19 protein-coding genes and 1 pseudogene are annotated in these 21,724 nt (G+C 66.5%); 14 read left to right on the top strand and 6 right to left on the bottom strand.

Features of this window, described 5'->3' with window-relative positions; genetic code table 11:
• Positions 1–336: 336 nt before the first annotated feature.
• Positions 337–2,979, top strand: a complete 2,643-nt coding sequence (gene alaS, locus ASG72_RS11235; protein ID WP_056712251.1) for an alanine--tRNA ligase — start codon at positions 337–339, stop codon at positions 2,977–2,979.
• Positions 2,980–2,983: 4 nt separating this feature from the next.
• Positions 2,984–3,649, top strand: a complete 666-nt coding sequence (locus tag ASG72_RS11230; protein ID WP_056712248.1) for a hypothetical protein — start codon at positions 2,984–2,986, stop codon at positions 3,647–3,649.
• Positions 3,650–3,742: 93 nt separating this feature from the next.
• On the opposite strand, the pseudogene ASG72_RS11225 reads toward ASG72_RS11230, so the two are convergent.
• The 3 genes and pseudogenes from ASG72_RS11225 to ASG72_RS11215 form a co-directional block, all read right to left on the bottom strand.
• Positions 3,743–4,171 (bottom strand): annotated as a pseudogene (locus tag ASG72_RS11225) (ATP-dependent Clp protease proteolytic subunit); the annotation flags it as partial.
• Between the two features lie 311 nt (positions 4,172–4,482).
• Complete coding sequence (locus ASG72_RS11220; protein WP_056712245.1) at positions 4,483–4,944, bottom strand: GFA family protein; 462 nt, start codon at positions 4,942–4,944, stop codon at positions 4,483–4,485.
• A gap of 91 nt (positions 4,945–5,035) precedes the next feature.
• Positions 5,036–6,250 (bottom strand): NADP-dependent isocitrate dehydrogenase, encoded by a 1,215-nt coding sequence (locus ASG72_RS11215; protein ID WP_056712242.1) that lies wholly within the window; start codon positions 6,248–6,250, stop codon positions 5,036–5,038.
• A gap of 245 nt (positions 6,251–6,495) precedes the next feature.
• On the opposite strand from ASG72_RS11215, the gene ASG72_RS11210 reads away from it, so the two are divergent.
• Together ASG72_RS11210 and ASG72_RS11205 are read left to right on the top strand one after the other, a co-directional pair.
• Positions 6,496–7,215, top strand: a complete 720-nt coding sequence (locus tag ASG72_RS11210) for an SDR family oxidoreductase (protein WP_056712608.1) — start codon at positions 6,496–6,498, stop codon at positions 7,213–7,215.
• Between the two features lie 118 nt (positions 7,216–7,333).
• Positions 7,334–7,879 (top strand): 2,4'-dihydroxyacetophenone dioxygenase family protein, encoded by a 546-nt coding sequence (locus ASG72_RS11205; protein ID WP_056712239.1) that lies wholly within the window; start codon positions 7,334–7,336, stop codon positions 7,877–7,879.
• Between the two features lie 13 nt (positions 7,880–7,892).
• Here the strand turns inward: ASG72_RS11205 and ASG72_RS11200 are convergent, their stop codons facing one another.
• Positions 7,893–8,312 (bottom strand): flagellar assembly protein FliX, encoded by a 420-nt coding sequence (locus ASG72_RS11200; RefSeq protein WP_156395903.1) that lies wholly within the window; start codon positions 8,310–8,312, stop codon positions 7,893–7,895.
• Positions 8,313–8,536: 224 nt separating this feature from the next.
• Here ASG72_RS11200 and ASG72_RS11195 point away from each other — a divergent pair, with 224 nt between their 5' ends.
• The 10 genes from ASG72_RS11195 to flaF all read left to right on the top strand — a co-directional run bounded on the left by ASG72_RS11195 (position 8,537) and on the right by flaF (position 18,217).
• The gene (locus ASG72_RS11195) at positions 8,537–9,670 is read left to right on the top strand and encodes a flagellar basal body P-ring protein FlgI (protein ID WP_056712234.1); all 1,134 of its coding nucleotides are present in this window, start codon (positions 8,537–8,539) and stop codon (positions 9,668–9,670) included.
• Positions 9,670–10,029 carry a rod-binding protein gene (locus ASG72_RS11190; protein WP_056712232.1) on the top strand — a complete coding sequence of 120 codons (360 nt, stop codon included), beginning with the start codon at positions 9,670–9,672 and terminating at the stop codon, positions 10,027–10,029. The genes ASG72_RS11195 and ASG72_RS11190 overlap by 1 nt, the downstream gene beginning before the upstream one ends.
• A complete protein-coding gene (locus ASG72_RS11185) occupies positions 10,016–10,504 on the top strand; it encodes a hypothetical protein (RefSeq protein ID WP_056712230.1) in 489 nt (162 codons plus the stop codon). The genes ASG72_RS11190 and ASG72_RS11185 overlap by 14 nt, the downstream gene beginning before the upstream one ends.
• 197 nt (positions 10,505–10,701) lie before the next feature.
• On the top strand, positions 10,702–11,118 hold the full coding sequence (locus ASG72_RS11180; RefSeq protein WP_056712227.1) for a hypothetical protein: 417 nt from the start codon (positions 10,702–10,704) through the stop codon (positions 11,116–11,118).
• A 225-nt stretch (positions 11,119–11,343) separates the two neighbouring features.
• Entirely contained in the window at positions 11,344–12,642 is a 1,299-nt protein-coding gene (locus ASG72_RS11175) for a flagellin (protein ID WP_056712223.1), read from the top strand.
• A gap of 391 nt (positions 12,643–13,033) precedes the next feature.
• Positions 13,034–14,332, top strand: coding sequence for a flagellin (locus tag ASG72_RS11170; RefSeq protein WP_056712221.1), 1,299 nt, complete (start codon positions 13,034–13,036; stop codon positions 14,330–14,332).
• A 246-nt stretch (positions 14,333–14,578) separates the two neighbouring features.
• Positions 14,579–15,901 carry a flagellin gene (locus ASG72_RS11165; protein ID WP_056712218.1) on the top strand — a complete coding sequence of 441 codons (1,323 nt, stop codon included), beginning with the start codon at positions 14,579–14,581 and terminating at the stop codon, positions 15,899–15,901.
• A 202-nt stretch (positions 15,902–16,103) separates the two neighbouring features.
• Positions 16,104–17,432, top strand: coding sequence for a flagellin (locus tag ASG72_RS11160; protein ID WP_056712215.1), 1,329 nt, complete (start codon positions 16,104–16,106; stop codon positions 17,430–17,432).
• A gap of 37 nt (positions 17,433–17,469) precedes the next feature.
• Positions 17,470–17,862, top strand: coding sequence for a flagellar biosynthesis repressor FlbT (gene flbT, locus ASG72_RS11155; protein WP_056712212.1), 393 nt, complete (start codon positions 17,470–17,472; stop codon positions 17,860–17,862).
• Positions 17,846–18,217 carry a flagellar biosynthesis regulator FlaF gene (flaF, locus tag ASG72_RS11150; protein ID WP_056712209.1) on the top strand — a complete coding sequence of 124 codons (372 nt, stop codon included), beginning with the start codon at positions 17,846–17,848 and terminating at the stop codon, positions 18,215–18,217. The genes flbT and flaF overlap by 17 nt, the downstream gene beginning before the upstream one ends.
• A gap of 70 nt (positions 18,218–18,287) precedes the next feature.
• On the opposite strand, the gene ASG72_RS11145 is transcribed toward flaF, so the two are convergent.
• A complete protein-coding gene (locus ASG72_RS11145; protein WP_056712206.1) occupies positions 18,288–19,832 on the bottom strand; it encodes a hypothetical protein in 1,545 nt (514 codons plus the stop codon).
• 11 nt (positions 19,833–19,843) lie between these two features.
• Positions 19,844–21,706, bottom strand: coding sequence for a flagellar hook-associated protein FlgK (flgK, locus tag ASG72_RS11140; protein WP_056712203.1), 1,863 nt, complete (start codon positions 21,704–21,706; stop codon positions 19,844–19,846).
• Positions 21,707–21,724 lie beyond the last annotated feature (18 nt).

The raw sequence follows: 21,724 nt of genomic DNA, 5'->3' as shown, positions 1-21,724 counted from the left end.
CGGGGCTCGCGCGATGAAGCGATGCTCCGCCCATGATGGTCGGCGCTTCAGCGGACCAAGGCAGGGGCGGTCTGCCTACAGACCGTCCGCGCGTGAGGGCGGCGCTAAACCGGCGACTACTGCGCGAGACGCTTCGGTGGGCTTGCATAGCCAGCGGCTCAGACCGGCCGACCTCATGCGCCCACCGTAGAAAATGTCCCCATCGCGAAAGATGCGCCGATCGTGAAAAATGCACGGCAGCGCGCCATTTCTGGACAGCCGCGCGCGGCCTGACTAGAAGCGGGTTCCCGTGCCGGATGACCGGCCACCCTGCCCCAGACCAGAGCGCAAACAGCGATGAGCGGCGTCAACGAGATTAGGTCCACCTTCCTGGATTATTTCAAGTCGACCGGCCATGAGGTCGTGCCGTCGAGCCCGCTGGTGCCGCGCAACGACCCGACGCTGATGTTCGCCAATTCCGGCATGGTGCAGTTCAAGAACGTCTTCACCGGCCAGGAGAAGCGGCCCTATGTCAGGGCGACCACCGCCCAGAAATGTGTCCGCGCCGGCGGCAAGCACAACGACCTCGACAATGTCGGCTACACCGCCCGCCACCACACCTTCTTCGAGATGCTGGGGAATTTCTCCTTCGGCGACTACTTCAAGGAACAGGCGATCAGCCATGCCTGGACGCTGGTCACGCGCGAATTTGGGCTGCCTAAGGACAAGCTGACCGTCACCGTCTTTTCCGAGGATGACGAGGCGCATGCGCTCTGGAAGAAGATCGCGGGGCTGCCCGATTCCCGGATCATCCGCATCCCCACCTCCGACAATTTCTGGCGCATGGGCGATACCGGCCCCTGCGGCCCCTGCTCCGAGATCTTCTACGATCACGGCGACCACATCCCCGGCGGCCCGCCCGGCTCGCCCGACGAGGATGGCGATCGCTTCATCGAGATCTGGAACCTGGTCTTCATGCAATATGAGGAGGCGGCCGGCGGGGTCAGGACCGATCTGCCGCGCCCCTCGATCGATACCGGCATGGGGCTGGAGCGCATTGCCGCGGTGCTGCAGGGCACGCATGACAATTACGAGATCGATCTCTTCGCCGCGCTGATCCGGGCGATCGCCGATCTCACCTCGGTCTCGTCGGACGGCCCGATGAAGGCGAGCCACCGCATCATCGCCGACCATCTGCGCTGCTCGGCCTTCCTGATCGCCGATGGCGTCCTGCCCTCGAATGAAGGGCGCGGCTACGTGCTGCGCCGGATCATGCGGCGCGGCATGCGCCATGCGCAGCTGCTCGGCGCCAAGGATCCGCTGATGCACAGGCTGGTGCCGGTGCTGACCCGCGAGATGGGCCGAGCCTATCCCGAGCTGCTGCGCGCCGAGGCGCTGATCACCGAGACCCTGCAGCTCGAGGAGACGCGCTTCCGCACGACGCTGGCGCGCGGCCTCTCGCTGCTCGACGACGCCTCGAAGGATCTGGTCGCCGGCCAGAGCCTGCGCGGCGATGTCGCCTTCACCCTCTACGACACCTATGGCTTCCCGCTCGATCTGACGCAGGATGCGCTGCGGGCCCGCGGCGTCACCGTCGACACCGAGGGTTTCGACGCAGCCATGCAGCAGCAGAAGGCCAAGGCCCGCGCCGCCTGGTCGGGCACCGGCGAGGCCGCCACCGAGAAGCTCTGGTTCCCGCTGCGCGACCGGCTCGGCGCCACCGAATTCCTGGGCTACGACACCGAGAGCGCCGAGGGCGTCATCACCGCGCTGATCAGGGACAATCAGGAGGTCGAGACGCTGGGCCAGGGCGAGACCGGGCTGGTGATCCTCAACCAGACGCCGTTCTACGGCGAATCCGGCGGCCAGCTCGGCGATACCGGCACGATCCGCGCCGCCCAGGCCAGCGCCGAGGTCGGCGACGTGCAGAAGAAGCTGGGCGATGTCTTCGCCCATGCCGTCACGGTGAAGCAGGGCGAGCTGAAGCGCGGCCAGCCGGTCGAGCTCGCCGTCGACCATGCCAGGCGCACCGCGATCCGCGCCAATCATTCGGCCACGCATCTGCTGCACGAGGCGCTGCGCCTGGTGCTCGGCGACCATGTCGCGCAGAAGGGCTCGATGGTCTCGCCCGACCGGCTGCGCTTCGATTTCTCGCATCCCAAGCCGATCAGCGAGGCGGAGCTCGCCAAGGTCGAGGACATCGCCAACGCCATCGTGCTGCGCAACGAGCCGGTGACCACGCGGCTGATGAGCGTCGACGAGGCGATCGCCTCCGGCGCCCGCGCTTTGTTCGGCGAGAAATATGGCGACGAGGTCCGCGTCGTCGCGATGGGTACCCATGAGGGCGGCAAGGCGTTTTCGGTCGAGCTCTGCGGCGGCACCCATGCGCTGCGCACCGGCGATATCGGCATGATCAGCGTCGTCGGCGAAAGCGCCGTCGCCTCTGGCGTGCGCCGTCTCGAAGCCATGACCGGTGCGGCCGCCCGCCGCCAGCTCAACGAGGACAGCCGCCGTCTGCACGGTCTCGCCTCGCTGCTGAAGGTTCCGGCCGGCGAGGCCGAGGCCAGGCTCGCGGCACTGATCGAGGAACGCCGCAAGCTCGACCGCGAGCTGACCGAGGCCCGCAAGAAGCTGGCCATGGGCGGCGGCGGTGCCGCCGAGGATCCGGTGCGCGAGATCGGCGGGACGAAGCTGCTGGCCCGCGCCGTCACCGGGGTCGAGATGAAGGATCTGAAGAGCCTGGCCGACGAGGCCAAGGCCCGCATCGGCTCCGGCGTCGTCGCGATCATCGGCGTCGCGGAGGATGGCAAGGCCGGCGTCGTCGTCGGCGTCACGCCGGATATGACGGAGCGCTTCGATGCCGTGGCGCTGGTGCGCGCCGCCTCCGAACAGCTCGGCGGCAAGGGCGGCGGCGGCCGGCGCGACATGGCCCAGGCCGGCGGCCCCGATGGCGACAAGGCGCAGGCCGCGCTGGACGCCGTGGCCGCGGCGATGGGGTGAGCCGGTGACGGCGCGGCCATGGCCGGCACGGGCTTTCGCGCTTCGTGCCGCTCTCGCCGGCCTCGCCGCCGCCTGGCTGTCCGTCGGCCTCGCCTCGACCTCCGTCCAGGGCCAGCCGCGGCGCGCCCCCGAGCTCCCCGCCCTCTCGGCCTCGCGCCAGGCCATGGCCGGCGCGCCGCTCACGGTCGGGGTCAGAAGCGCGCCGCCGGGCGCCCGCCTCGCCATCGCCCGTCCGGACGACCCCGCCGACAAGGCGATCGTGGTGGTCGAACTCGGGCCGCGCAGCATGGCTTCGCTGCCATTGCCCGGCCTGGCCGGAGCCTATGAGTTGCGGCTGACGGCCGATCGCGGCGGCGCCCCCGCCATCCTGCTGCGCCAGCCGCTGTCCACCACCGAGCCCAGCGCCACGGTCGCGGCGCCGGCCCGGATCCGGCGCGGCGCCAGTTTCGCTGTCCGCGGCATCGGCCCCAATGGCGAGCGCGACCGGGTGGTGCTGGTTCCGCCGGGATCGCCGGCCGAGGCGACCGGCCCGCTCTTCTACCCCCATGAGAACATCGAGGCGACGCTGGAAGCGCCGGACCAGCCCGGCGCCTATGAGCTGCGCTATGTCATGGAGGCGCCGTTGAGCGGGGTGCTCGTGCTGGCGAGGCAGGCCGTGACGATCGAGTGAAGCGCGCGACGACCGCCACCTCTGTCGCCTTCTCCCGTTGCGAGAGCAGGTTGCCGTGGGGGAAGCATGAGGGTTTGGCCGCACGCTTGATCGTCAGTGCGGCTGGAGCGTCGCCCCTTCGGTCTCGCTTTTCTGGACGATGCGGTCGATCAGGCCCCACTCCAATGCCTCTTCCGCCGACATGAAGCGGTCGCGATCCATCGCCTGCTCGAAATCCCGATAGGGACGTCGGCAATGCTGCGCATAGAGCCTCGTCATGCGCTCCTTGGTTTTTCTGATTTCCTCGACATGGATGACCATGTCGGAGGCTTGCCCCTTGCATCCGCCCGATGGCTGATGGACCAGGATGCTGGCATTGGGCAGGGCGACCCGCTCACCCGGCTGGCCCGCCATCAGGAGAAAAGACCCCATCGACCAGGCCGTACCCATGCACAAGGTGTGGATGGGGGACTGGATGTACTGCATCGTATCGTACATGGCGAAGCCGCTGGTGACGACGCCGCCGGGAGAGTTGATGTAGAGGTTTGCTTCTGCTCGTCACGAACCTCGAGGGCGCAGACCGCGCGAACGGTCGCCTTGGTGATCTCGCATAGCCGGACGCTCACCTCGCCTCCCCTTCATCGCCGCCCGGTCGCGCCATCATGCGCGGCTCCCTCTCGCGCACCACGCCCGCGCCAGAGCCACCGGAAGCTGGTCCGAGTGCCGGCCGATCACGGTTCCTCCGCAGTCTCGCTTTCAACACGACGCCTGTAACCGGATCCGCCTGAAGACGAGAGGTCGCGCGGCTTGGGGTGCAGTCAATCCTTACGTTCGACGCAGCGCCAATGCCGCGCTCAGACCTCGTGGTCCGGATGCTGGCGCGAGCGATAGCGCGCTCTGTCCTGCTCTGGAATGTCGTCCTCCGTGCGCGTGCCTTGCAGGCGGCAGAGCTCGTCGAACCAACGCGGCCGGCCCTCGATGCCGTAGGCGATGGTCGGCGGATGGTGGGCAGGGTCGTCCAGGCTGCCCGCGCTGACCGAGGTCCTGCCTGTGCCAGTATAGGCGAAGGTCAGCGGCGTGCCGCAGGACGGGCAGAAGCCGCGCTCGGCAGCCTCGGAGGAGGCGAAGATGGCCGGCGCGACCTTGGTCCACTCCAAATCGGCGGTCGCAATACTGGCATAGGCGCCGAAATAGCCGCCCACCGCCTTCTGGCACATCCGGCAAAAGCACACCGAGACCTCTTTCGGCGAGCGCTTCAACCGATAGCGCACCGCCCCGCATTGGCACCCGCCGGTGATCGTCTCGGCCTCTGCCATCGCTGCCTTCTCCCATGCCCATGAAAAAGCCCGGCCAGTCTGGCCGGGCTCGGTCTGTTCGGCAAGACGCCTGTTTTCAGGAGTTCCCGGCTCAGGCGGCCATGGCCTTCTTCATGTTCTCGCTGACCTTCTCGAGGAAGCCGGTGGTCGAGAGCCATTTCTGCTCGGCGCCGACCAGGAGGGCGAGGTCCTTGGTCATGTCGCCGGCCTCGACGGTGTCGACGGTGACCTTCTCGAGCAGCGTCGCGAAGCGGGCGAGCTCGGCATTGCCGTCCAGCTTGGCGCGGTGGGCGAGGCCACGGGTCCAGGCGAAGATCGAGGCGATGGAGTTGGTCGAGGTCTCCTTGCCCTTCTGGTGCTCGCGGTAATGGCGGGTCACCGTGCCATGCGCGGCCTCGGCCTCGACGGTCTTGCCATCCGGCGTCATCAGCACCGAGGTCATCAGGCCGAGCGAGCCGAAGCCCTGGGCCACCGTGTCGGACTGCACGTCGCCATCATAGTTCTTGCAGGCCCAGACATAGCCGCCCGACCACTTCATCGCGGAGGCCACCATGTCGTCGATCAGGCGATGCTCGTAGGTGATGCCGAGCTTGTCGAATTCCGCCTTGAACTCGGCTTGGTAGATCTCCTCGAAAATGTCCTTGAAGCGCCCGTCATAGGTCTTGAGGATGGTGTTCTTGGTCGAGAGATAGACCGGATACTTCCGGATCAGCCCGTAATTCAGCGAGGCCCGCGCGAAATCGCGGATCGATTCGTCGAGATTGTACATCGCCATGGCGACGCCGGCCTCGGGGGCCTTGAAGACCTCCTTCTCGATGATCTTGCCGTCCTCGCCGACGAACTTGATCGAGAGCGTGCCCTTGCCCGGGAATTTGAAATCCGTGGCGCGGTACTGGTCGCCGTAGGCGTGGCGGCCGATCACGATCGGCTGGGTCCAGCCCGGCACGAGGCGCGGCACGTTCTTGCAGATGATCGGCTCGCGGAAGATCACGCCGCCGAGGATGTTGCGGATCGTGCCGTTCGGGCTCTTCCACATCTGCTTCAGATTGAATTCCTTCACCCGGCCTTCGTCGGGGGTGATGGTCGCGCATTTCACGGCCACGCCATGCTTCTTGGTGGCGTTGGCGGCGTCGATGGTGACCTGGTCGTCGGTCGCGTCGCGGTTCTCGACCGAGAGATCGTAATAATCCAGCTCGAGGTCGAGATAGGGGAAGATCAGCGTGTCCTTGATCTTCTGCCAGATGATACGGGTCATCTCGTCGCCGTCCATGTCGACGACGGGATTGGCGACCTTGATCTTGTTCATGTGAAACGACCCCTGATGCTGGCCAGACTGAAACGGTCCCGGCGCTGCGACAGCGACGCCGCAGGCGGGTTGGCCGCTTCCTAGCGGGTTCCGGGCGCAGGGGGAAGCGCGGCTTTCGGCGGAAAGGGGGCGGCGGCCGTGCGGCACGAGCATCCCCGCCACAGCGCGCCGGGCTCTGGCCCCCTTCGCGTCTTCCGTCCTATTGAAGGACAGAGCATCCCTGTCAGCCGATGGATCCGCCGATCATGAAATTCGCAATCGTCACGGGCGGCGCGCGCGGCATCGGCGCCGGAGCCGCGCTCGCTCTGGCCAAATCCGGATATGAGGTGCTGGCGACGGGGTTGACCGAGGCCGAGGTCGCGGCCGCGCCGGCTCATTCGGCCATCCGGCACGCCCGGCTTGACGTCACCAGCGACGAGCAGGTCGCGGCGCTGGTGGCCGGCTGCCCGCGCATCGACGCACTGGTGAATTGCGCCGGGATGATCCAGCGCAACGGGCTGGAATTCGAGATCGACCGGTTCCGTCAGACCATCGAGGTCAATCTCAACGGCACCATGCGGATGTGCCTCGCCGCCAAGCCCAAGCTCGCGGCAAAAGCGGAAGGCCAGAGCGGCGGCGCGATCGTCAACATCGCCTCGATGCTGACCTTCCACGGCTCGGCCTTCGCGCCGGGCTATGCCGCCTCCAAGGGCGCGATCGGCCAGCTCACCAAATCGCTGGCCGCCGCCTGGGCCGGCGACGGCATCCGCGTCAATGCGGTGGCGCCGGGCTGGATCGCCACGGAGCTGACCCGGCCGCTGGTCGAGGACAGCGCCCGCTCGGCCCCGATCCTCGCCCGGACGCCGATGGGCCGCTGGGGCGAGCCGGGCGATGTCGGCGGGGCCATCGCCTTCCTGCTCTCGGAGGCGGCGGGCTTCGTAACCGGCGCCATCCTGCCGGTCGACGGCGGCTATCTCGCCGTCTGAAACGCCTGCTGCGGCAAGGGTTTCCTGCCGTCGCTTGAATCGGTTCGCCAGCTTTCCCGCCTTGCCTGCGGGACCTATGATCGGCCTCAGCCGACAGATGTCACAGGGAGTTTACGCCATGAACAAGGTCAGCCCCATCCCGGTCGCCGCCTCCGATGCCGAGCGCTGGACGCCCTATCGCCACCCCCAGCCGAAGGATTCGCCGCCGGAGCTGATCGTCCCGAACGTCATCCCGCAGGATGAGCGCGTCTGGGTCCCCGTCGACGACAATGTCTGGTTCCGTCCGCTCTGCCTGAGCGTGACCCGCGGCTATTGGATGAACCTGCTGCGTGTCCGCCGCGCCGGCGTGCTTTCCCGCCACCGCCACCCGCAGCCGGTGCATGGCTATGTGCTGAAGGGCCAGTGGCGCTATCTCGAGCATGATTGGGTCGCGACCGAGGGCGCCTATGTCTATGAGGCGCCGGGCGAGACGCATACGCTGGTCGTCGACCCAGACACCGAGGAGATGATCACCATGTTCCAAGTCAATGGCGCGATGATCTATGTCGATCCGGACGGCAAATGCCTCGGCTATGACGACGTCTTCACCAGACTCGACAAGTGCCGCGCGCATTACGCCGCCAACGGGCTGGGTGCCGATTACGCCGACCAGTTCATCCGCTAGGCGCGCGGCGGCGTCAGCGCTGCCGCTGCAGCTTCGCCAGCTCCACCGCGGCGCGCAGCTCGATATGCGCCAGCACCTCGTCGAGGCGCGGGTCGTCGGTCGTCTCGCGCCGTGCCGAGAGCATGGTCTTCAGCCGCTCCAGCTCCGAGAGCTGCACCCGTCCGCCGAGCAGCGCGGCCTTCAGCCGATCGAGCCCGTCCAGCAGATCATGGCCGCGCCGGGCCTGGCGCCGCTTGCGCTCGCCCGGCTCCTCATCGGCCTGCAGGGCGATCAGCGTGTCGAGCGGCCCGGCTGCGCTCAAGGCCTGGGACGCGCTCGCGCCGGCGCTGGACGCCGTCTTGCCGGGTAGCGTGAACGCCGCCCCGCCGCTGCGCCGCGCCGCATGGGCGGCGTTGGTGCCGATGACGGGCGCGCGCTGGTCGATCCTGATCATGGCGGCCTCGCAAATCCTGCCGCCAACTAGGCGGCGCCAGGGTTAACAGCCGGTAAACCGCCCGGCAAAAACTGCCGGCCCGGCAGGAACGACAGGGCCCGCTCCCTGCCGCAGAGCCTGAACCGGAAATCCAAACAACTGATAAAGCACGTGTTTCCATTTGTCCGGGCATGGCACGGGCTTCGCAAGGCAGGACCGGATGATGCCCTCCGACCGGTGACTGCATGTTCAACCTGCCCGCCTTCCCGACCCTGCTGAGACCGCTGGCGGCGCTGCTGGCGCTGGGCGCCGTCCTCGCATCGGGGCCGGCCGAGGCCCTGTCGCGGATCAAGGATCTCGCCTCGGTCGAAGGCGTCCGCACCAACCAGATCCTGGGCTATGGCATCGTCGTCGGCCTGAACGGCACCGGCGACACGCTGAACAACGCCCCCTTCACCAAGCAGTCGCTGCAGGCGATGCTGGAGCGCCTCGGCGTCAATACGCGCGGCGCCAATATGCGCACGGCCAATGTCGCGGCGGTGATGGTCACGGCCAACCTGCCGCCCTTCGCCACCCAGGGCACGCGGCTGGACGTCACCGTTTCCGCGCTCGGCGACGCGAAATCGCTGCAGGGCGGCACCCTGCTGGCGACGCCGCTGCTCGGCGCCGATGGCGAGGTCTATGCGGTGTCGCAGGGCCCGGTGGCGATCGCCGGCTTTTCCGCCGAGGGCGAGGCCAGCAAGATCACGCGCGGCGTCCCCACCGTGGGGCGCATCGCCAATGGCGGCCTCGTCGAGCGCGAGATCGACTTCGCCCTGAACAAGCTGAAGACGCTGCGCCTCTCGCTGCGCAATCCGGATTTCACCACAGCGCGCCGCATGGCGGCGGCGATCAATGATTTCCTGGGCGGCGAGGCGGCGGAGCCGACCGATCCCTCGACCGTGGTGCTGCAGATCCCGCCGCGCTTCCAGGGCAACATGATCCGCATGCTCACCGATATCGAGCAGCTCAAGATCGAGCCGGACCAGCTCGCCCGCATCGTGATCGACGAGCGCTCCGGCATCATCGTGATGGGCAAGGAGGTCCGCGTCTCCACCGTCGCGGTGGCGCAGGGCAACCTCACCGTCACCATCAGCGAGCAGCCGCAGGTCAGCCAGCCCAACCCGCTGGCCGAGGGCCGGACGGTGGTGACGCCGCAGACCAATGTGAAGGTCGATACGCAGGGCGGCAACAAGCTCGCCCTCGTGCGCGACACCGTGACCCTGGCCGAGCTCGTCGACGGGCTCAACGCGCTGGGCATCGGTCCGCGCGACCTGATCTCCATACTCCAGGCCATCAAGTCCGCAGGTGCCCTGCAGGCTGAAATCGAGGTGATGTGATGACCGCAGCCCTGCTCGCCGCTCCCGCGGCCAAACTCGCGCTCGGCGCCGCCGGAACCGTGCTCGATGCGGTGAAATCCGCGATGGATCCGGCCAAGGCCAAGGCCAAGCAACAGGCCGAGGATTTCGAGACCATGTTCCTGGAGCAGATGACGCAGCATCTCTTCGCCACCGGCGAAGGCAGCGAAGGTCCGCTCGGCGAGAACGGGACCGGCGGCGGCATCTTCAAATCGCAGCTGACCCAGCAATATGCCCAGCAACTGCAGAAGGCCGGCGGCGTCGGCCTGTCGAACCAGATCATGCAGGACCTGTTGCGCGTCCAGGAACAGGCTGCGGGAGCTGCGAATGTCGGTCGCTAAACGCGTTCTCGACGAGAGGCCGCGCATCGCCAGCGCCCTCGAGGCGCGCGCGCTGATCGAGGCCGTGCTCGAGACGCTGGCGGCGCTGTCGCATCTGATCGGCGAGGAGACCGAGCTCGTCCGCGCCGGGCGTCTGCCCGAGGCGATGCAGCGCGAGCCGCGCAAGGCGGAACTCGCCGGCATCTATATGCGCGGGGTCGAGCAGGTGAAGCTCAACGCCGTCGCTCTCGCCCGCTTCGCTCCGGACCAGGTCAGGCGGCTGAAGGAGGCCCATGGCGGCTTCCAGGGGCTGGTCGAGACCAACCAGCTGGTGCTCGCCACGGCGCGCGCCGTCTCGGAGACGATCGTCCGCGAACTGGCGAGCGACGCCAACCGCCCGTCCCGCGCCGCGGGTTATGGTCCGACGGCGACGGTCGGCGCCGGCGCTTTCGTCCGGCCGAATTCCGGCCCGCTGGTGATTTCCCGGCAGCTCTGAGCGGACGCGCCGGCTGGCCCCGTCGCGGCCTGGTCGGCAAAATGGGCGGCTGCCACATAAACTATAAAAATTGACCTAATTTCCTTACGGGGAATTCAGATCCCTGTGCCACCTTGAGGTGTAGAGGTGGGGTATGTTCCCCGCCCCGAGCAGGCCGTCGGCCGTCGGGCCGGCCGAAACTCCAGAAGGAGTGTGCCATGGACTTCAGCGGCGCCAACAGAAGTGCGCCGGTCAGCGGGACGCCAGCCGTTGTCCGCGCCGACGTCATCGCGACGCGCAACAGCGTCCCGGTCGAGCTCTCGCCGGACCGGACCGTCCAGTCCCTGAAAGCCGGGGACGCCGTCCGCGTCGATATCCAGCAGAAGGACCAGCGCGCCCAGCAGCGGGCGGCCAGCGATCAGCAATCGCGCCTGCAGACCGCCAAGGATCGGCTCGTCATCGAGCCCGAGACGCAGACGGTGGTGCTCGAGCGGCTCGATCCCGAGACCGGTGAGACCGTGTCGCAGCTGCCGGACGAGACGCTGCTGAAGCTGAGGATCTTCTCCAGGCAGCTGGCGGAGCGCGCCCTCGAACGCAAGGCCAGCGCCTCCTCGGATCTCGCCCAGACGGCCTGAGCCCCCTCCTCGACGACGGATCGACGCCCGCCTCGTGCGGGCGTTTTGCGTTCCGGCGCTTGCGGGCCGGTCACCTCCCGTTAACCATGACGAACATGTCGCAACGTCAGTTCAATAACATGCTTACTCGTTAACCATTCTTTTCGACAAACCCTGCAATTGTCCTTACGTCATTTTCGGAATGTTCCGAAGTCGAAGGACGCTGTCCCAGAAGGGTTTTCGAGCATGTCCGCATCTCTGTCCGTCGGCGTCCGCAACGCCCTCTCCTCTCTCGCGAATATCGGATCCGCCGCGCAGGAATCGCAGTACCGCCTGTCGACCGGCAAGAAGGTCAATTCGGCGATCGACAACGCCGTCAACTATTTCACCTCCGCGCAGCTGCGCTCCCGCGCCCTCAGCTTCACCAATCTGCTCGACGGCATCGGAGCCGGGATCAAGACCATCCAGACCGCCTCCAAGGGCCTGGATGCGATCATCAAGCTGGTGCAGTCGGCCCAGTCGACGATCAAGCAGGCGCAGGGCGATATCGGCAGCCGCCCCGCCGTCACCGGCGCCGCGGCCATCGGCACGGCGAACTCCGTCACCGCGACCGGCAAATCCCTCAAGGATGTGACGCTTTCGACCGAAATCGGTGGTCCCGCGGGCGATGCGACGACCACCGCCAACCAGAAGCTCGGCATCGCCGGGCCTGCCTACACTCTTTCCCTCGCGGTCGGCGACAAGACCTATACCGAGAACTTTTCGCAATCCGCGACGATCAAGGACATCGTCGCCTCGATCAACAAATCGGGCCTGGCGACCGCTTCCGTCGGCGATGACGGCAAACTCTCCATCAAGACCTCGACCTCCGACAAGCTGACCTTCGGCATCGGCACCGGCGCGGATTCGGCCGCCGCCAAGCTCGCCGCGGAGAGCGACACGGCGAATTCCAACGACAAGTTCGGGCTCGACAAGACCCTGGCCAAGACCGGCAAGGAGCCGGAAGTCAGCGCCGTGCGCAACGCGCTGGTCAGCCAGTTCAATGATCTGCGCACGCAGATCGACCAGCTCGCCAAGGACGCCAGCTATAACGGCATCAACCTGCTCACCGGCGACAAGCTCTCGGTGATCTTCAACGAGAAGACCGGCAACAACCAGAACAAGCTCGATGTCCAGGGCCAGAACATCGACTCTGACACGCTGGGCATCAAGAAGGCCACCACCGACAAGACCGAGACCTTCAACATCAACTTCCAGAGCGACAGCTCGCTCGCCAAGACGGCCGACGCCCTGACGGCGGTGCTCGCCACGCTGCGCTCGACCGCCTCGACCTTCGGCGCCAATCTCGGCGTGGTGCAGACGCGCCAGGATTTCTCCAAGGAGCTGATCAGCGGGCTGAAGGCCGGTGCCGATGATCTGGTGCTGGCCGACACCAATGAGGAAGGCGCCAAGCTCCTCGCTCTGCAGACGCGGCAGCAGCTGTCGCAGCAGGCCTTGTCCCTGTCCAACCAGGCCGACCAGGCGATCCTGCGCCTGTTCTCCTGATCCGTTCCGCATTCGACGAAGCAGGGCCGGCCGGCCTCCCCGGCCGGCCGCAGGCCTGTCCGGCCTAACGCCGGCCCGCCCACCCCCTCCGGTGACGCGCCGCCTCCAGGCGCCTCTGGCACCGAGACAAATTTCCCCCTGCGAAAAAAGCCGCCGGCTGCCGGCGACGATCGGATCGTCGCCCAGACGACCCGCCGCTCATCTCGGTTGCCCTCCTCCGCCCCCCTGCGAGAGCGCTAATCATTGATTAAGCATGTCAATAATTCCGCTGCGTCAGTTATAATCTCAGCTCCGAAATTTACGATTTTTAGCGACAACCGAACCCAGTGTCGCAACGTCATTTCCAGAAGGAAACGACGTCGTCGACATCATCCCAGAAGGGTTCCTGATCATGTCCATTTCCGTTTCGGCCGGCGTCCGCAACGCCCTCACCTCTCTCGCCGGCATCGGCTCCGCCGCCCAGGAAGCGCAGGCGCGCCTGGCCTCCGGCAAGAAGGTCAATTCGGCGGTCGACAACGCCGTGAACTACTTCACCTCGAGCTCGCTGGCGGCCCGCGCCGGGCAGTTCGGCAATCTGCTGGACAGCATCGGCAACAGCATCAAGACGATCCAGGCGGCGTCGAAGGGCCTGGACGCCATCACCAAGCTGGTGCAGTCGGCGCAGTCGACGATCAAGCAGGCGCAGGGCGATATCGGCAGCCGCCCGACCGTCACCAGCTCCGCGTCCATCGGCACTGCGGCCTCGGTCACGGCGACCGGCAAGACGATGCGCGAGGTCACGCTCGCCGCTCAGCTCGGCGGCACTGCGGGCGCCGCGACCACCACCACCGCCCAGCAGCTCGGCATGGGGCCCGCCGCCTATCACCTGCAGCTTTCGGTCGGCGAGAAGACCTATACCGACACCAGCCTGAGCGCGACGTCGACCGTCAAGGACGTGGTGGACTCCATCAACAAATCGGGCCTGGCGACCGCTTCCGTCGGCGATGACGGCAAGCTCTCCATCAAGACCTCGACCTCCGACAAGCTGGTCTTCGGCATCGGCACCGGCGCGGATTCGGCCGCCGCCAAGCTCGCCGCCGAGAGCGACACCGCGAGCTCCAACGACAAGCTCGGGCTCGACAAGACCCTGGCCAAGACCGGCAAGGACCCGGAAGTCAGCTCCGTGCGCAACGCGCTGGTCAGCCAGTTCAACGATCTGCGCAATCAGATCGACCAGCTCGCCAAGGACGCCAGCTTCAACGGCATCAACCTGCTTACCGGCGACAAGCTCTCGGTCGTCTTCAACGAGAAGACCGGCAACAACCAGAACAAGCTCGACATCCAGGGCCAGAGCATCGATTCCGACACGCTCGGCATCAAGAAGGCCACCACCGACAAGACCGAGACCTTCAACATCAACTTCCAGAGCGACAGTGCCCTGGCCAAGGCCGCCGACAGCCTGACCGCGACCTTGGCCACGGTCCGTTCGACCGCCTCGACCTTCGGTGCCAATCTCGGCGTGGTCCAGACCCGCCAGGATTTCTCCAAGGATCTGATCAGCACGCTCAAGGCCGGCGCCGACGATCTGGTTCTGGCCGACACCAATGAGGAAGCCGCGAAGCTCCTCGCCCTGCAGACGCGGCAGCAGCTGTCGCAGCAGGCCTTGTCCCTGTCCAACCAGGCGGACCAGGCGATCCTGCGCCTGTTCTGATCCTGCGAAGCTTGCGCCGGCGAGACGATCGCCGGCGCATTCGCCCTCTCCGCGGACCGAAAGCGCGTACTACAAGAATGGAGACGTGATTTTCAGTTTGATTAACTATGCTCAGCATTGCCCCTTCAGACTTAAAAACTGAAGGCTGCGATTCACTAATTGTTACGGGCTCGAGGATGAGTGTCGTGACGTCAAGGCCAGGACGGCCTGACGCCAGAAGGCACACTCCCAGAAGGGCTCGATACAATGGCTGTCACTCTCTCCTCCGGCGTTCGTAACGCCGTTTCGTCGCTCTCGTCGGTCCAGTCCCAGGCGAGCGCCATCCAGAACCGTCTCGCCACCGGCAAGCGCGTCAACTCCGCCATCGACAGCCCCGTGAACTTCTTCACGGCCGCCTCGCTGAACGAGCGTTCCTCGGCGCTGACCGGCCTGCTCGACGGCATTTCCAACGGTATCCAGACCATCCAGTCGGCCTCGAAGGGCATCGACGGCATCACCAAGCTGGTGTCTTCGCTGCAGTCGACCGTGAAGCAGGCTCAGGCCGATGCGGCTCAGAACCGCCCGACCAAGGCCGGCACGGCTCTCGCCACGGCGGCCGAAGCGGCCGTCACCAGCAAGAGCCTGAAGGATATCGCGCTCGACAAGAAGCTCGCCAGCGCCGACGCCGTCGCCACCGCGGCGACCGCTTCGACCCCTGGTGACATCGGCATCGACACCAGCGCCAGCCCGCAGTCCGCGATCTCGATCACGGTCGGCTCCACCACCTATGAAGCCAACTTCGCCAACGCCAACGCGACGGTCCGCGATCTCGTCAACGAGATCAACAAATCCGGCCTCGCGACCGCCTTCGTCGACGAGAAGGGCCAGCTCAACGTCAAGGGCAACGGCTCCGAGACCGTCGACTTCGGTTACGGCGTCGGCACCGACGCCGCTGCCGCTCGCACGGCGGCCGGCACCGGCACGGGCAACGTGGCGATCGGCTTCCTCGCCGCCGACGCCGCGGTCGGCACCTCGACGCTCACCTCGTCGAACGTGACCTCCGCCGTCCGCTCGAACCTCATCCAGCAGTTCAACGACCTGCGTACGCAGATCGACCAGCTGGCCAAGGATGCTGGCTTCAACGGCGTCAACCTGCTGCAGGGCGACAAGGTCTCGATCCAGTTCAACGAGAAAACCGGCTCGAACCAGTCCAAGCTGGACATCCAGGGCTCGACGCTCAGCGCCGACAACCTCGGCATCTCCCAGGCGACGAACACCCAGCTGACCGGCTTCTTCAACTTCCAGAACGACTCCGATCTGGATGCCGCCACCAAGTCGCTGACCGGCGCCTTGACCTCGCTGAAGTCTCTGTCCTCGTCGCTGGGCGCCAATCTCTCGGTGGTCCAGACCCGTCAGGACTTCACCAAGGATCTGGCCAGCGTGCTGTCGCAGGGTGCCGACAACCTCGTCGCAGCCGATGGCAACCAGGAGGCCGCCAGCCTGCTGGCCCTCCAGACCCGCCAGCAGCTGTCGCAGACCGCTCTGTCGCTCTCGAACCAGGCCGACCAGGCGATCCTGCGCCTGTTCTGATCCTTCTTCGTCCCGCAGGAGCGGGGCAACCACAGAATGTGGTCGAAGACCATGGCGGCGGGGCGAAAGCTCGGCCGCCTTTTTTTGCGAAAGCGCAATCGCGTCAATCAGTTTGCGCTGTTAACGGTTTATTATCCCTAAGAAGGAATGATTGTCTGAAGTCTAACAGACCAAACATGAATTCGCGCGTCAGGGGATTGAAATGGCCGGACCGATTTTATCAAGCGGCGTTCGCAACAACCTGCTCACCCTGCAGCAGACGACCAGCCAGCAGGGGGTCATCCAGAACCGCCTGGCGACCGGCCGCAAGGTCAATTCGGCCATCGACAATCCGGTCAATTATTTCACCTCGCTCGCGCTGAACGACCGCTCCTCGCAGCTGAACGGGCTGCTGGACGGCATTTCCAACGGCATCCAGACCATCCAGGCGGCGTCCAAGGGCATCGACAGCATCACCAAGCTGGTGCAGTCCCTGCAGTCGACGGTCAAGCAGGCCCAGGCCGATGCGGCTCAGAACCGTCCGACCAAGGCCGGCACGGCGCTCGCGACGGCGGCCGAGGCGGCGGTCACCAGCAAGAGCCTGAAGGACATCGCGCTCGACAAGAAGCTCGCCAGCGCCGACGCCGTCGCCAATGCCGCGACCGCCTCGACCCCCGGCGACCTCGGCCTCGACACCAGCGCCAGCCCGCAATCGGCGATCTCGATCACCGTCGGCTCGGTCACCTACGAAGCCAATTTCGCCAATGCCAACGCCACGGTCCGCGATCTCGTCAACGAGATCAACAAATCCGGCCTCGCCACCGCCTTCATCGACGAGAAGGGCCAGCTCAACGTCAAGGGCAACGGCTCCGAGACCGTCGATTTCGGCTATGGCGTCGGCGCAGACGCCGCGGCCGCGCGCACGGCGGCCGGTACCGGCACGGGCAACACCGCGATCGGCTTCCTCGCCGCCGACGCCGTGGTCGGCACCTCGACCATCACCTCCTCGAACATCACCTCGGCCGTCCGCTCCAATCTGATCCAGCAGTTCAACGACCTGCGCACGCAGATCGACCAGCTCGCCAAGGATGCGAGCTTCAACGGCATCAACCTGCTGCAGGGCGACCGTCTCTCGATCATCTTTAACGAGAAGACCGGCACCAACCAGACCAAGCTCGACATCCAGGGCTCGACGCTCAGCGCCGATAATCTCGGCATCTCGCTGGCGACCAACACCCAGCTCGCCGGCTTCTTCAACTTCCAGAACGATCTCGACCTCGACCGGGCCACGGCCGCGTTGACGAGCTCGCTCACCTCGCTCAAATCCCTGTCCTCGACCCTGGGCTCGAACCTCTCGATCGCCCAGACCCGGCAGGATTTCACCAAGGAACTCGCCAACGTCCTCACCACCGGCGCCGATACGCTGGTCGCGGCCGATTCGAACGCCGAGGGCGCCAGCCTGCTGGCTCTCAACACGCGCCAGCAGCTGTCGCAGACCGCGCTTTCGCTCGCCAACCAGGCCGATCAGGGTGTATTGCGGCTGTTCCAGTAAAGGCAGCACCCCCCTCCAGCCAGAAGGCAGGATCGACATGGCTCTCAAGGTCGAACTCAAGCCGCGCGAGCGCATCATCATCGGCCAGGTCGTCATCCGCAACGACGAGCAGCGCACGCGCTTCTTCATCGAGGGCGACGCGCCGATCCTGCGCGAGAAGGACATTCTCACGGCGACCAGCGCGGATTCGCCGGCGAAGAAGATCTATCTGTCGATCCAGCTGATGTATCTCGCGCAGGATGCGGCGCATGGGCACCAGACCTATTTCGAGCTGGTGCGGGATTTCCTGCAGGCGGCACCGAGCGCTATGCCGCATATTCACGAGATCAATAACCGCATCTTAAGTGGTGATCTGTACAAAGCTCTCAAGGCGGCCAAAAAGCTGATCGCTTACGAAGCGGAACTCATCGAGAATGCAACACGGGTTTAACGCCTACGCCTCTGCCGCCCGCTCCAACCAAGCGATCGACACGCCTCGCGAGCTGGAAGCCTCCCTCCTGATCAAGGCCGCGACCCGGCTGCAGCTGATCGCCGACGACTGGCTCGCCCGCGAGCAGGATCTGGACGAGGCCCTGACCTATAACCGCAAGCTCTGGACGCTGCTCGTCTCGGCCGTGATCAAGGAGGAGAACCCCCTCCCGGTCGAGATCAAGCGCAATATCCTGGGCCTCGCCAATTTCATCTTCAACCACACCTTCCGCGTCGCCGCCGAGCCGGCGGCGGCCAAGCTCGGCGTGCTCGTCAACATCAACCGGGACATCGCGGCGGGCCTGCGCGGCCGCTGACGTCTTTGCCTCGAACGCAAAAAGGGCGCCCGTTCTCGCGGGCGCCCTTTTTCATGAGCCGCGGCCCGGCTCAGAGATAATTGGTCAGGTTCAGCTTCGACAGGATCGACGTCACCTGATAGCTCGCCTGCATCGTGTTCTGCAGCGCCAGGATCTGCGCCGCCACCTCTTCCGTGGTGACGTTCTCGACGGAATCGGCGAGGCTCGTCAGCTGGTTCTTCGTCGCCGTGTGGCGCTCCTTGGCCTGGGCCATGCTGGCCTTGGCGGCGCCGAGCTCGGTGATGATCTCGGCCGGCTTCTGCGCGGTGTCGCCGAAGCCGAGCTTTTCGCGGGCACGCTCGATCATCGCCTCGTAGCGGGTCTGCGAATTCGCATCCGCCTGCGGAAAATTCTCATGCGCCAGGACGGCGAAGGCGGCGAGCCCGGTCTGGAAGGCGTTCTCATTGGCCCGCGCGCCGACGGCCACCGCCTGGCCCTTGTCGACCTGGACGGTCGCGGTGGTGCGCGCCTTGTCGTTCGCCGCGCCGAGCTCGCCCCGGTACCAGACCGTCGTATCGGCGGCCGTGCCGCGGATGCGGGTGGTCGCCGTCTCCGGTGTCCCGACCACCCGCCAGGGCAGGATCGGCGGATCGCCAGGGGCCGCACCCGGAGAGGGCGCCGCGAAGAAATCGGTCGCCGTCGCCATCGCCGAAGCCGACATCAGCGTCGTCTCGGCCTCCTTCTTCATCCCGGCGCGCAGCGAATCGCGCAGCGAGGTCGCCGTCTCGGTGGTGTCGGCGCCGATCGTGAAGGTCTTGCCGGGCTGCGGCGTGGCGCCGGCCGCGATCGCCGTGAGCTCGATCTCCTTCTGGGTGCCGTCCGGGAGATCGAGCTTGATCCGCACCGTATCGCCCGGCTGCGGCTGGGCGTTGACGTCGACACTCAGATTGACCGGCGGCCCGGCATTGCGGGCGACGGCGATCGCCGCCGTGTTCGATGAGGTGGCCGCCGTGAGCTTCAGCCCGAAATCGCCGCCGGCCTCGGTCATCGTCGTGTTGGTCGGCCCTGTATTCGAGAAGGCGACGCGGCCCCAGTTCGGCGCCGTGCCGAGATCGGCGCGCTGGCGCTCCTTGATCAGCTGGCTCAGCCCGGCCCGGCCCGGCGCATCGCCGTTCATGATCTCGCTGTAGCTCGCGACCGGGTTCACGTCGCTGGTCCGCCCGGAGAACAGGTAGCGGCCATTGACCTGGGTGCTCAGCAGATCCAGCGTCTGCTTGAACTTCTCCTCCGCCATCGTCTGCGGCGAGGACCGGCCGCTGGCGCTGGGAACATAGGTGTTCGAGCGCAGATCGTTGCGCGTCTCGGAGGTCATCTTCGCGTAGTTCTCGATCGCCTTGGTCTGCAGATCGACATTGACGTTGCCGAGCTGGATGCCCGCCAGCCAGGAGTCGATCGAGGAGATCTTGCTGGCGACGTCGAGGCTGGTGCGACGATCCATGCCGAGATCGCCGAAGGTCTCGCTCCGCTTCTTGGTCGCGAGCTGGCGCTGCAGCTCCTCGAATTGCGAGCGATTGCTGACGAGATCGTTGGTCCTGGCGGCGCGATAGGCTCCGGTCCCATAGGATGTGATCGTCATCGTGGTTCTCCTCAGACCCGCATCAGGACGTCCATCATCTCTTTCACGGTCGAGATGATGCGGGCATTGGCGGCATAGGCGGCCTGCAATTCGATCAGCGTCGACATCTCCCGGTCGACATTGACCTGCGACGTCGCCTGGAACCGGCTCTGCACGGCGGCCAGGGCGATCTTCTGCCCCTCATCCAGCCGCTTGGCGGCCTCGACCGCCTGCCCCTGCGAGGACACGACGCGCTGGACATAGGTGGAGACGGAGAGCGAGGAGGTCGCGGTCTGCCCGTCGAGCCCGGTCACCCGGGTGAAGTCGCGCTGGCTGGTGCTCAGCCGCTCGAGCATCTGCCGGGGGCGGGTGGCATCGCCCTGGGGCGTGGCCGGGGAGGTGTTGAACACGACGAGGCCGGAGCGATCGGCGATCAGCGACGGGTTGACCGCGATGCGGGAGGCGAAGCCCACCGTCTGCGAGCCGCCCTCATAGGATCCGGTGAAGGCGGCGTTGCCCTTTCCGGAATCCACGAAGAAGGGCAGTTCGGCGGTCCCGCCGGCGATGCTCGTCGCGGTCGGATGGGCGGAGAGCCCCACCACGTCGCGCGTGCCGCCTGCGCCGTCGTCGACGATGCGCAGGGTCGATCCGGTGTTCGAGACGGTGAAGCCGCCGCCGATGGCGGCCTGGATCTGCGCCGCGACCGAAGCCGGCCCGCCCGAGAAGTCGATCCCGACGACGCTGTTGTTGGCGTCCCCGCCCGTGCCCTGCGGCAGCGGCAGCGACGCGGCGGAATCGACCCGGACGAAGGTGAATTTGCGGACCGCGCCGCCGGGGGTGACCTTGTATTCGAGCGTCATGCGGTTGCCCGCCTGCAGCCCGGTCATGTCGACGTCGAAGCCCGTCGCCGCCCCCGCGGTGACGGCCGTGCCCTTGATGTCGCGGTCGGACAGCGCGCTCGCCATCTGCGCCGCGAGTTCGTCCAGCTGGGCCTGCGCCTGGTTCAGCGTCTTGTCGCGCAGCTCGATATTGGCGGCGATGGTACCGGAGCGGAACAGGTTGTTGGCGATGGCGTCGATCGCGCCGCCGGTGCCGTCGCGCATCGTCACGGTGCCGACGCCGCGCCTCGCCGGGTCAGCATCCCATTGCGAGCCCGCGCCGACATTCGCCCGCTCGTCGAAGGAGAAGGTCACGGCCGGGCGGCCGTCGAAGATCTGCGTGCCCGAGGTGGTGACGATGCTCAGCGAGCCCTGGTCGTTCTCGCTGGTCTTGATGTCGATATATTGCGAGAGCTCGGCGACGACGCGGTCGCGCTGGTCCTTCAGCTCCGCCAGCCCGGCATCCTGCGGGCTGCCGGTGATCCGCGCATTGAGCGTGGTCAGCGTGTTCAGCAGCGAATTGGTCTGTTTGACCGCTTCGGCGATATTGGATTCGGCCTGCTGGCGCTGCGCCTGCACGCCCGCCGACAGTCCGTTCAGCCGCGCCGCCAGCTGGGTCGCGGAATCGACGACGCCCGAGCGCAGGCTGTAATTGCCGGGGTCGTTCTGCAGGGCCTGCAGCGCGCTGGTGAATTTGTTGTAGACGGCGTCCAGCGCATTGGCGCTGCCCGGCGCGCCGTAGAGCTTGTCGATCTGCGCCATGGCGCCGGCCCGGGTCGAGGTATAGGCGGCGCTGGAGGTCTCCTGCCAGAGCTGGTGCTGGACGACCCGGTCGAGCAGCCGCTGGACCGCCGACATCTGGGTGGTCGAGCCGTTATTGCCCTCGATCGTCGTGATCTGGCGCCGGACATAGCCGGCGCGCCCGGAATTGGCGACGTTCTGCGAAACGATGCCGATGCCGGCCTGGTTGGCGGCGAGGCCGCCGACCGCGATGTTGAGGGATGTGCTCAGGCCCATTTCCGACTCCCGTCTTCA

This window comes from Allobosea sp. Leaf344, from assembly GCF_001426225.1.
Classification (GTDB): domain Bacteria; phylum Pseudomonadota; class Alphaproteobacteria; order Rhizobiales; family Beijerinckiaceae; genus Allobosea.
The sequence above is the reverse complement of the archived record's forward strand: the minus strand, read 5'-3'. Positions and strand labels throughout refer to the sequence as shown.

What these genes read in the sequence shown, in the direction of transcription:
- ASG72_RS11200 (WP_156395903.1), bottom strand. Translation starts at nt 8,312, where the DNA reads ATGATCAGGATCGACCAGCGCGCGCCCGTCATCGGCACCAACGCCGCC.
- ASG72_RS11145 (WP_056712206.1), bottom strand. Translation starts at nt 19,832, where the DNA reads ATGACGATCACATCCTATGGGACCGGAGCCTATCGCGCCGCCAGGACC.
- ASG72_RS11175 (WP_056712223.1), top strand. Translation starts at nt 11,344, where the DNA reads ATGTCCGCATCTCTGTCCGTCGGCGTCCGCAACGCCCTCTCCTCTCTC.
- ASG72_RS11210 (WP_056712608.1), top strand. Translation starts at nt 6,496, where the DNA reads ATGAAATTCGCAATCGTCACGGGCGGCGCGCGCGGCATCGGCGCCGGA.
- ASG72_RS11220 (WP_056712245.1), bottom strand. Translation starts at nt 4,944, where the DNA reads ATGGCAGAGGCCGAGACGATCACCGGCGGGTGCCAATGCGGGGCGGTG.
- flgK (WP_056712203.1), bottom strand. Translation starts at nt 21,706, where the DNA reads ATGGGCCTGAGCACATCCCTCAACATCGCGGTCGGCGGCCTCGCCGCC.
- ASG72_RS11215 (WP_056712242.1), bottom strand. Translation starts at nt 6,250, where the DNA reads ATGAACAAGATCAAGGTCGCCAATCCCGTCGTCGACATGGACGGCGAC.
- flbT (WP_056712212.1), top strand. Translation starts at nt 17,470, where the DNA reads ATGGCTCTCAAGGTCGAACTCAAGCCGCGCGAGCGCATCATCATCGGC.
- ASG72_RS11205 (WP_056712239.1), top strand. Translation starts at nt 7,334, where the DNA reads ATGAACAAGGTCAGCCCCATCCCGGTCGCCGCCTCCGATGCCGAGCGC.
- alaS (WP_056712251.1), top strand. Translation starts at nt 337, where the DNA reads ATGAGCGGCGTCAACGAGATTAGGTCCACCTTCCTGGATTATTTCAAG.
- flaF (WP_056712209.1), top strand. Translation starts at nt 17,846, where the DNA reads ATGCAACACGGGTTTAACGCCTACGCCTCTGCCGCCCGCTCCAACCAA.
- ASG72_RS11170 (WP_056712221.1), top strand. Translation starts at nt 13,034, where the DNA reads ATGTCCATTTCCGTTTCGGCCGGCGTCCGCAACGCCCTCACCTCTCTC.
- ASG72_RS11165 (WP_056712218.1), top strand. Translation starts at nt 14,579, where the DNA reads ATGGCTGTCACTCTCTCCTCCGGCGTTCGTAACGCCGTTTCGTCGCTC.
- ASG72_RS11190 (WP_056712232.1), top strand. Translation starts at nt 9,670, where the DNA reads ATGACCGCAGCCCTGCTCGCCGCTCCCGCGGCCAAACTCGCGCTCGGC.
- ASG72_RS11185 (WP_056712230.1), top strand. Translation starts at nt 10,016, where the DNA reads ATGTCGGTCGCTAAACGCGTTCTCGACGAGAGGCCGCGCATCGCCAGC.
- ASG72_RS11160 (WP_056712215.1), top strand. Translation starts at nt 16,104, where the DNA reads ATGGCCGGACCGATTTTATCAAGCGGCGTTCGCAACAACCTGCTCACC.
- ASG72_RS11180 (WP_056712227.1), top strand. Translation starts at nt 10,702, where the DNA reads ATGGACTTCAGCGGCGCCAACAGAAGTGCGCCGGTCAGCGGGACGCCA.
- ASG72_RS11195 (WP_056712234.1), top strand. Translation starts at nt 8,537, where the DNA reads ATGTTCAACCTGCCCGCCTTCCCGACCCTGCTGAGACCGCTGGCGGCG.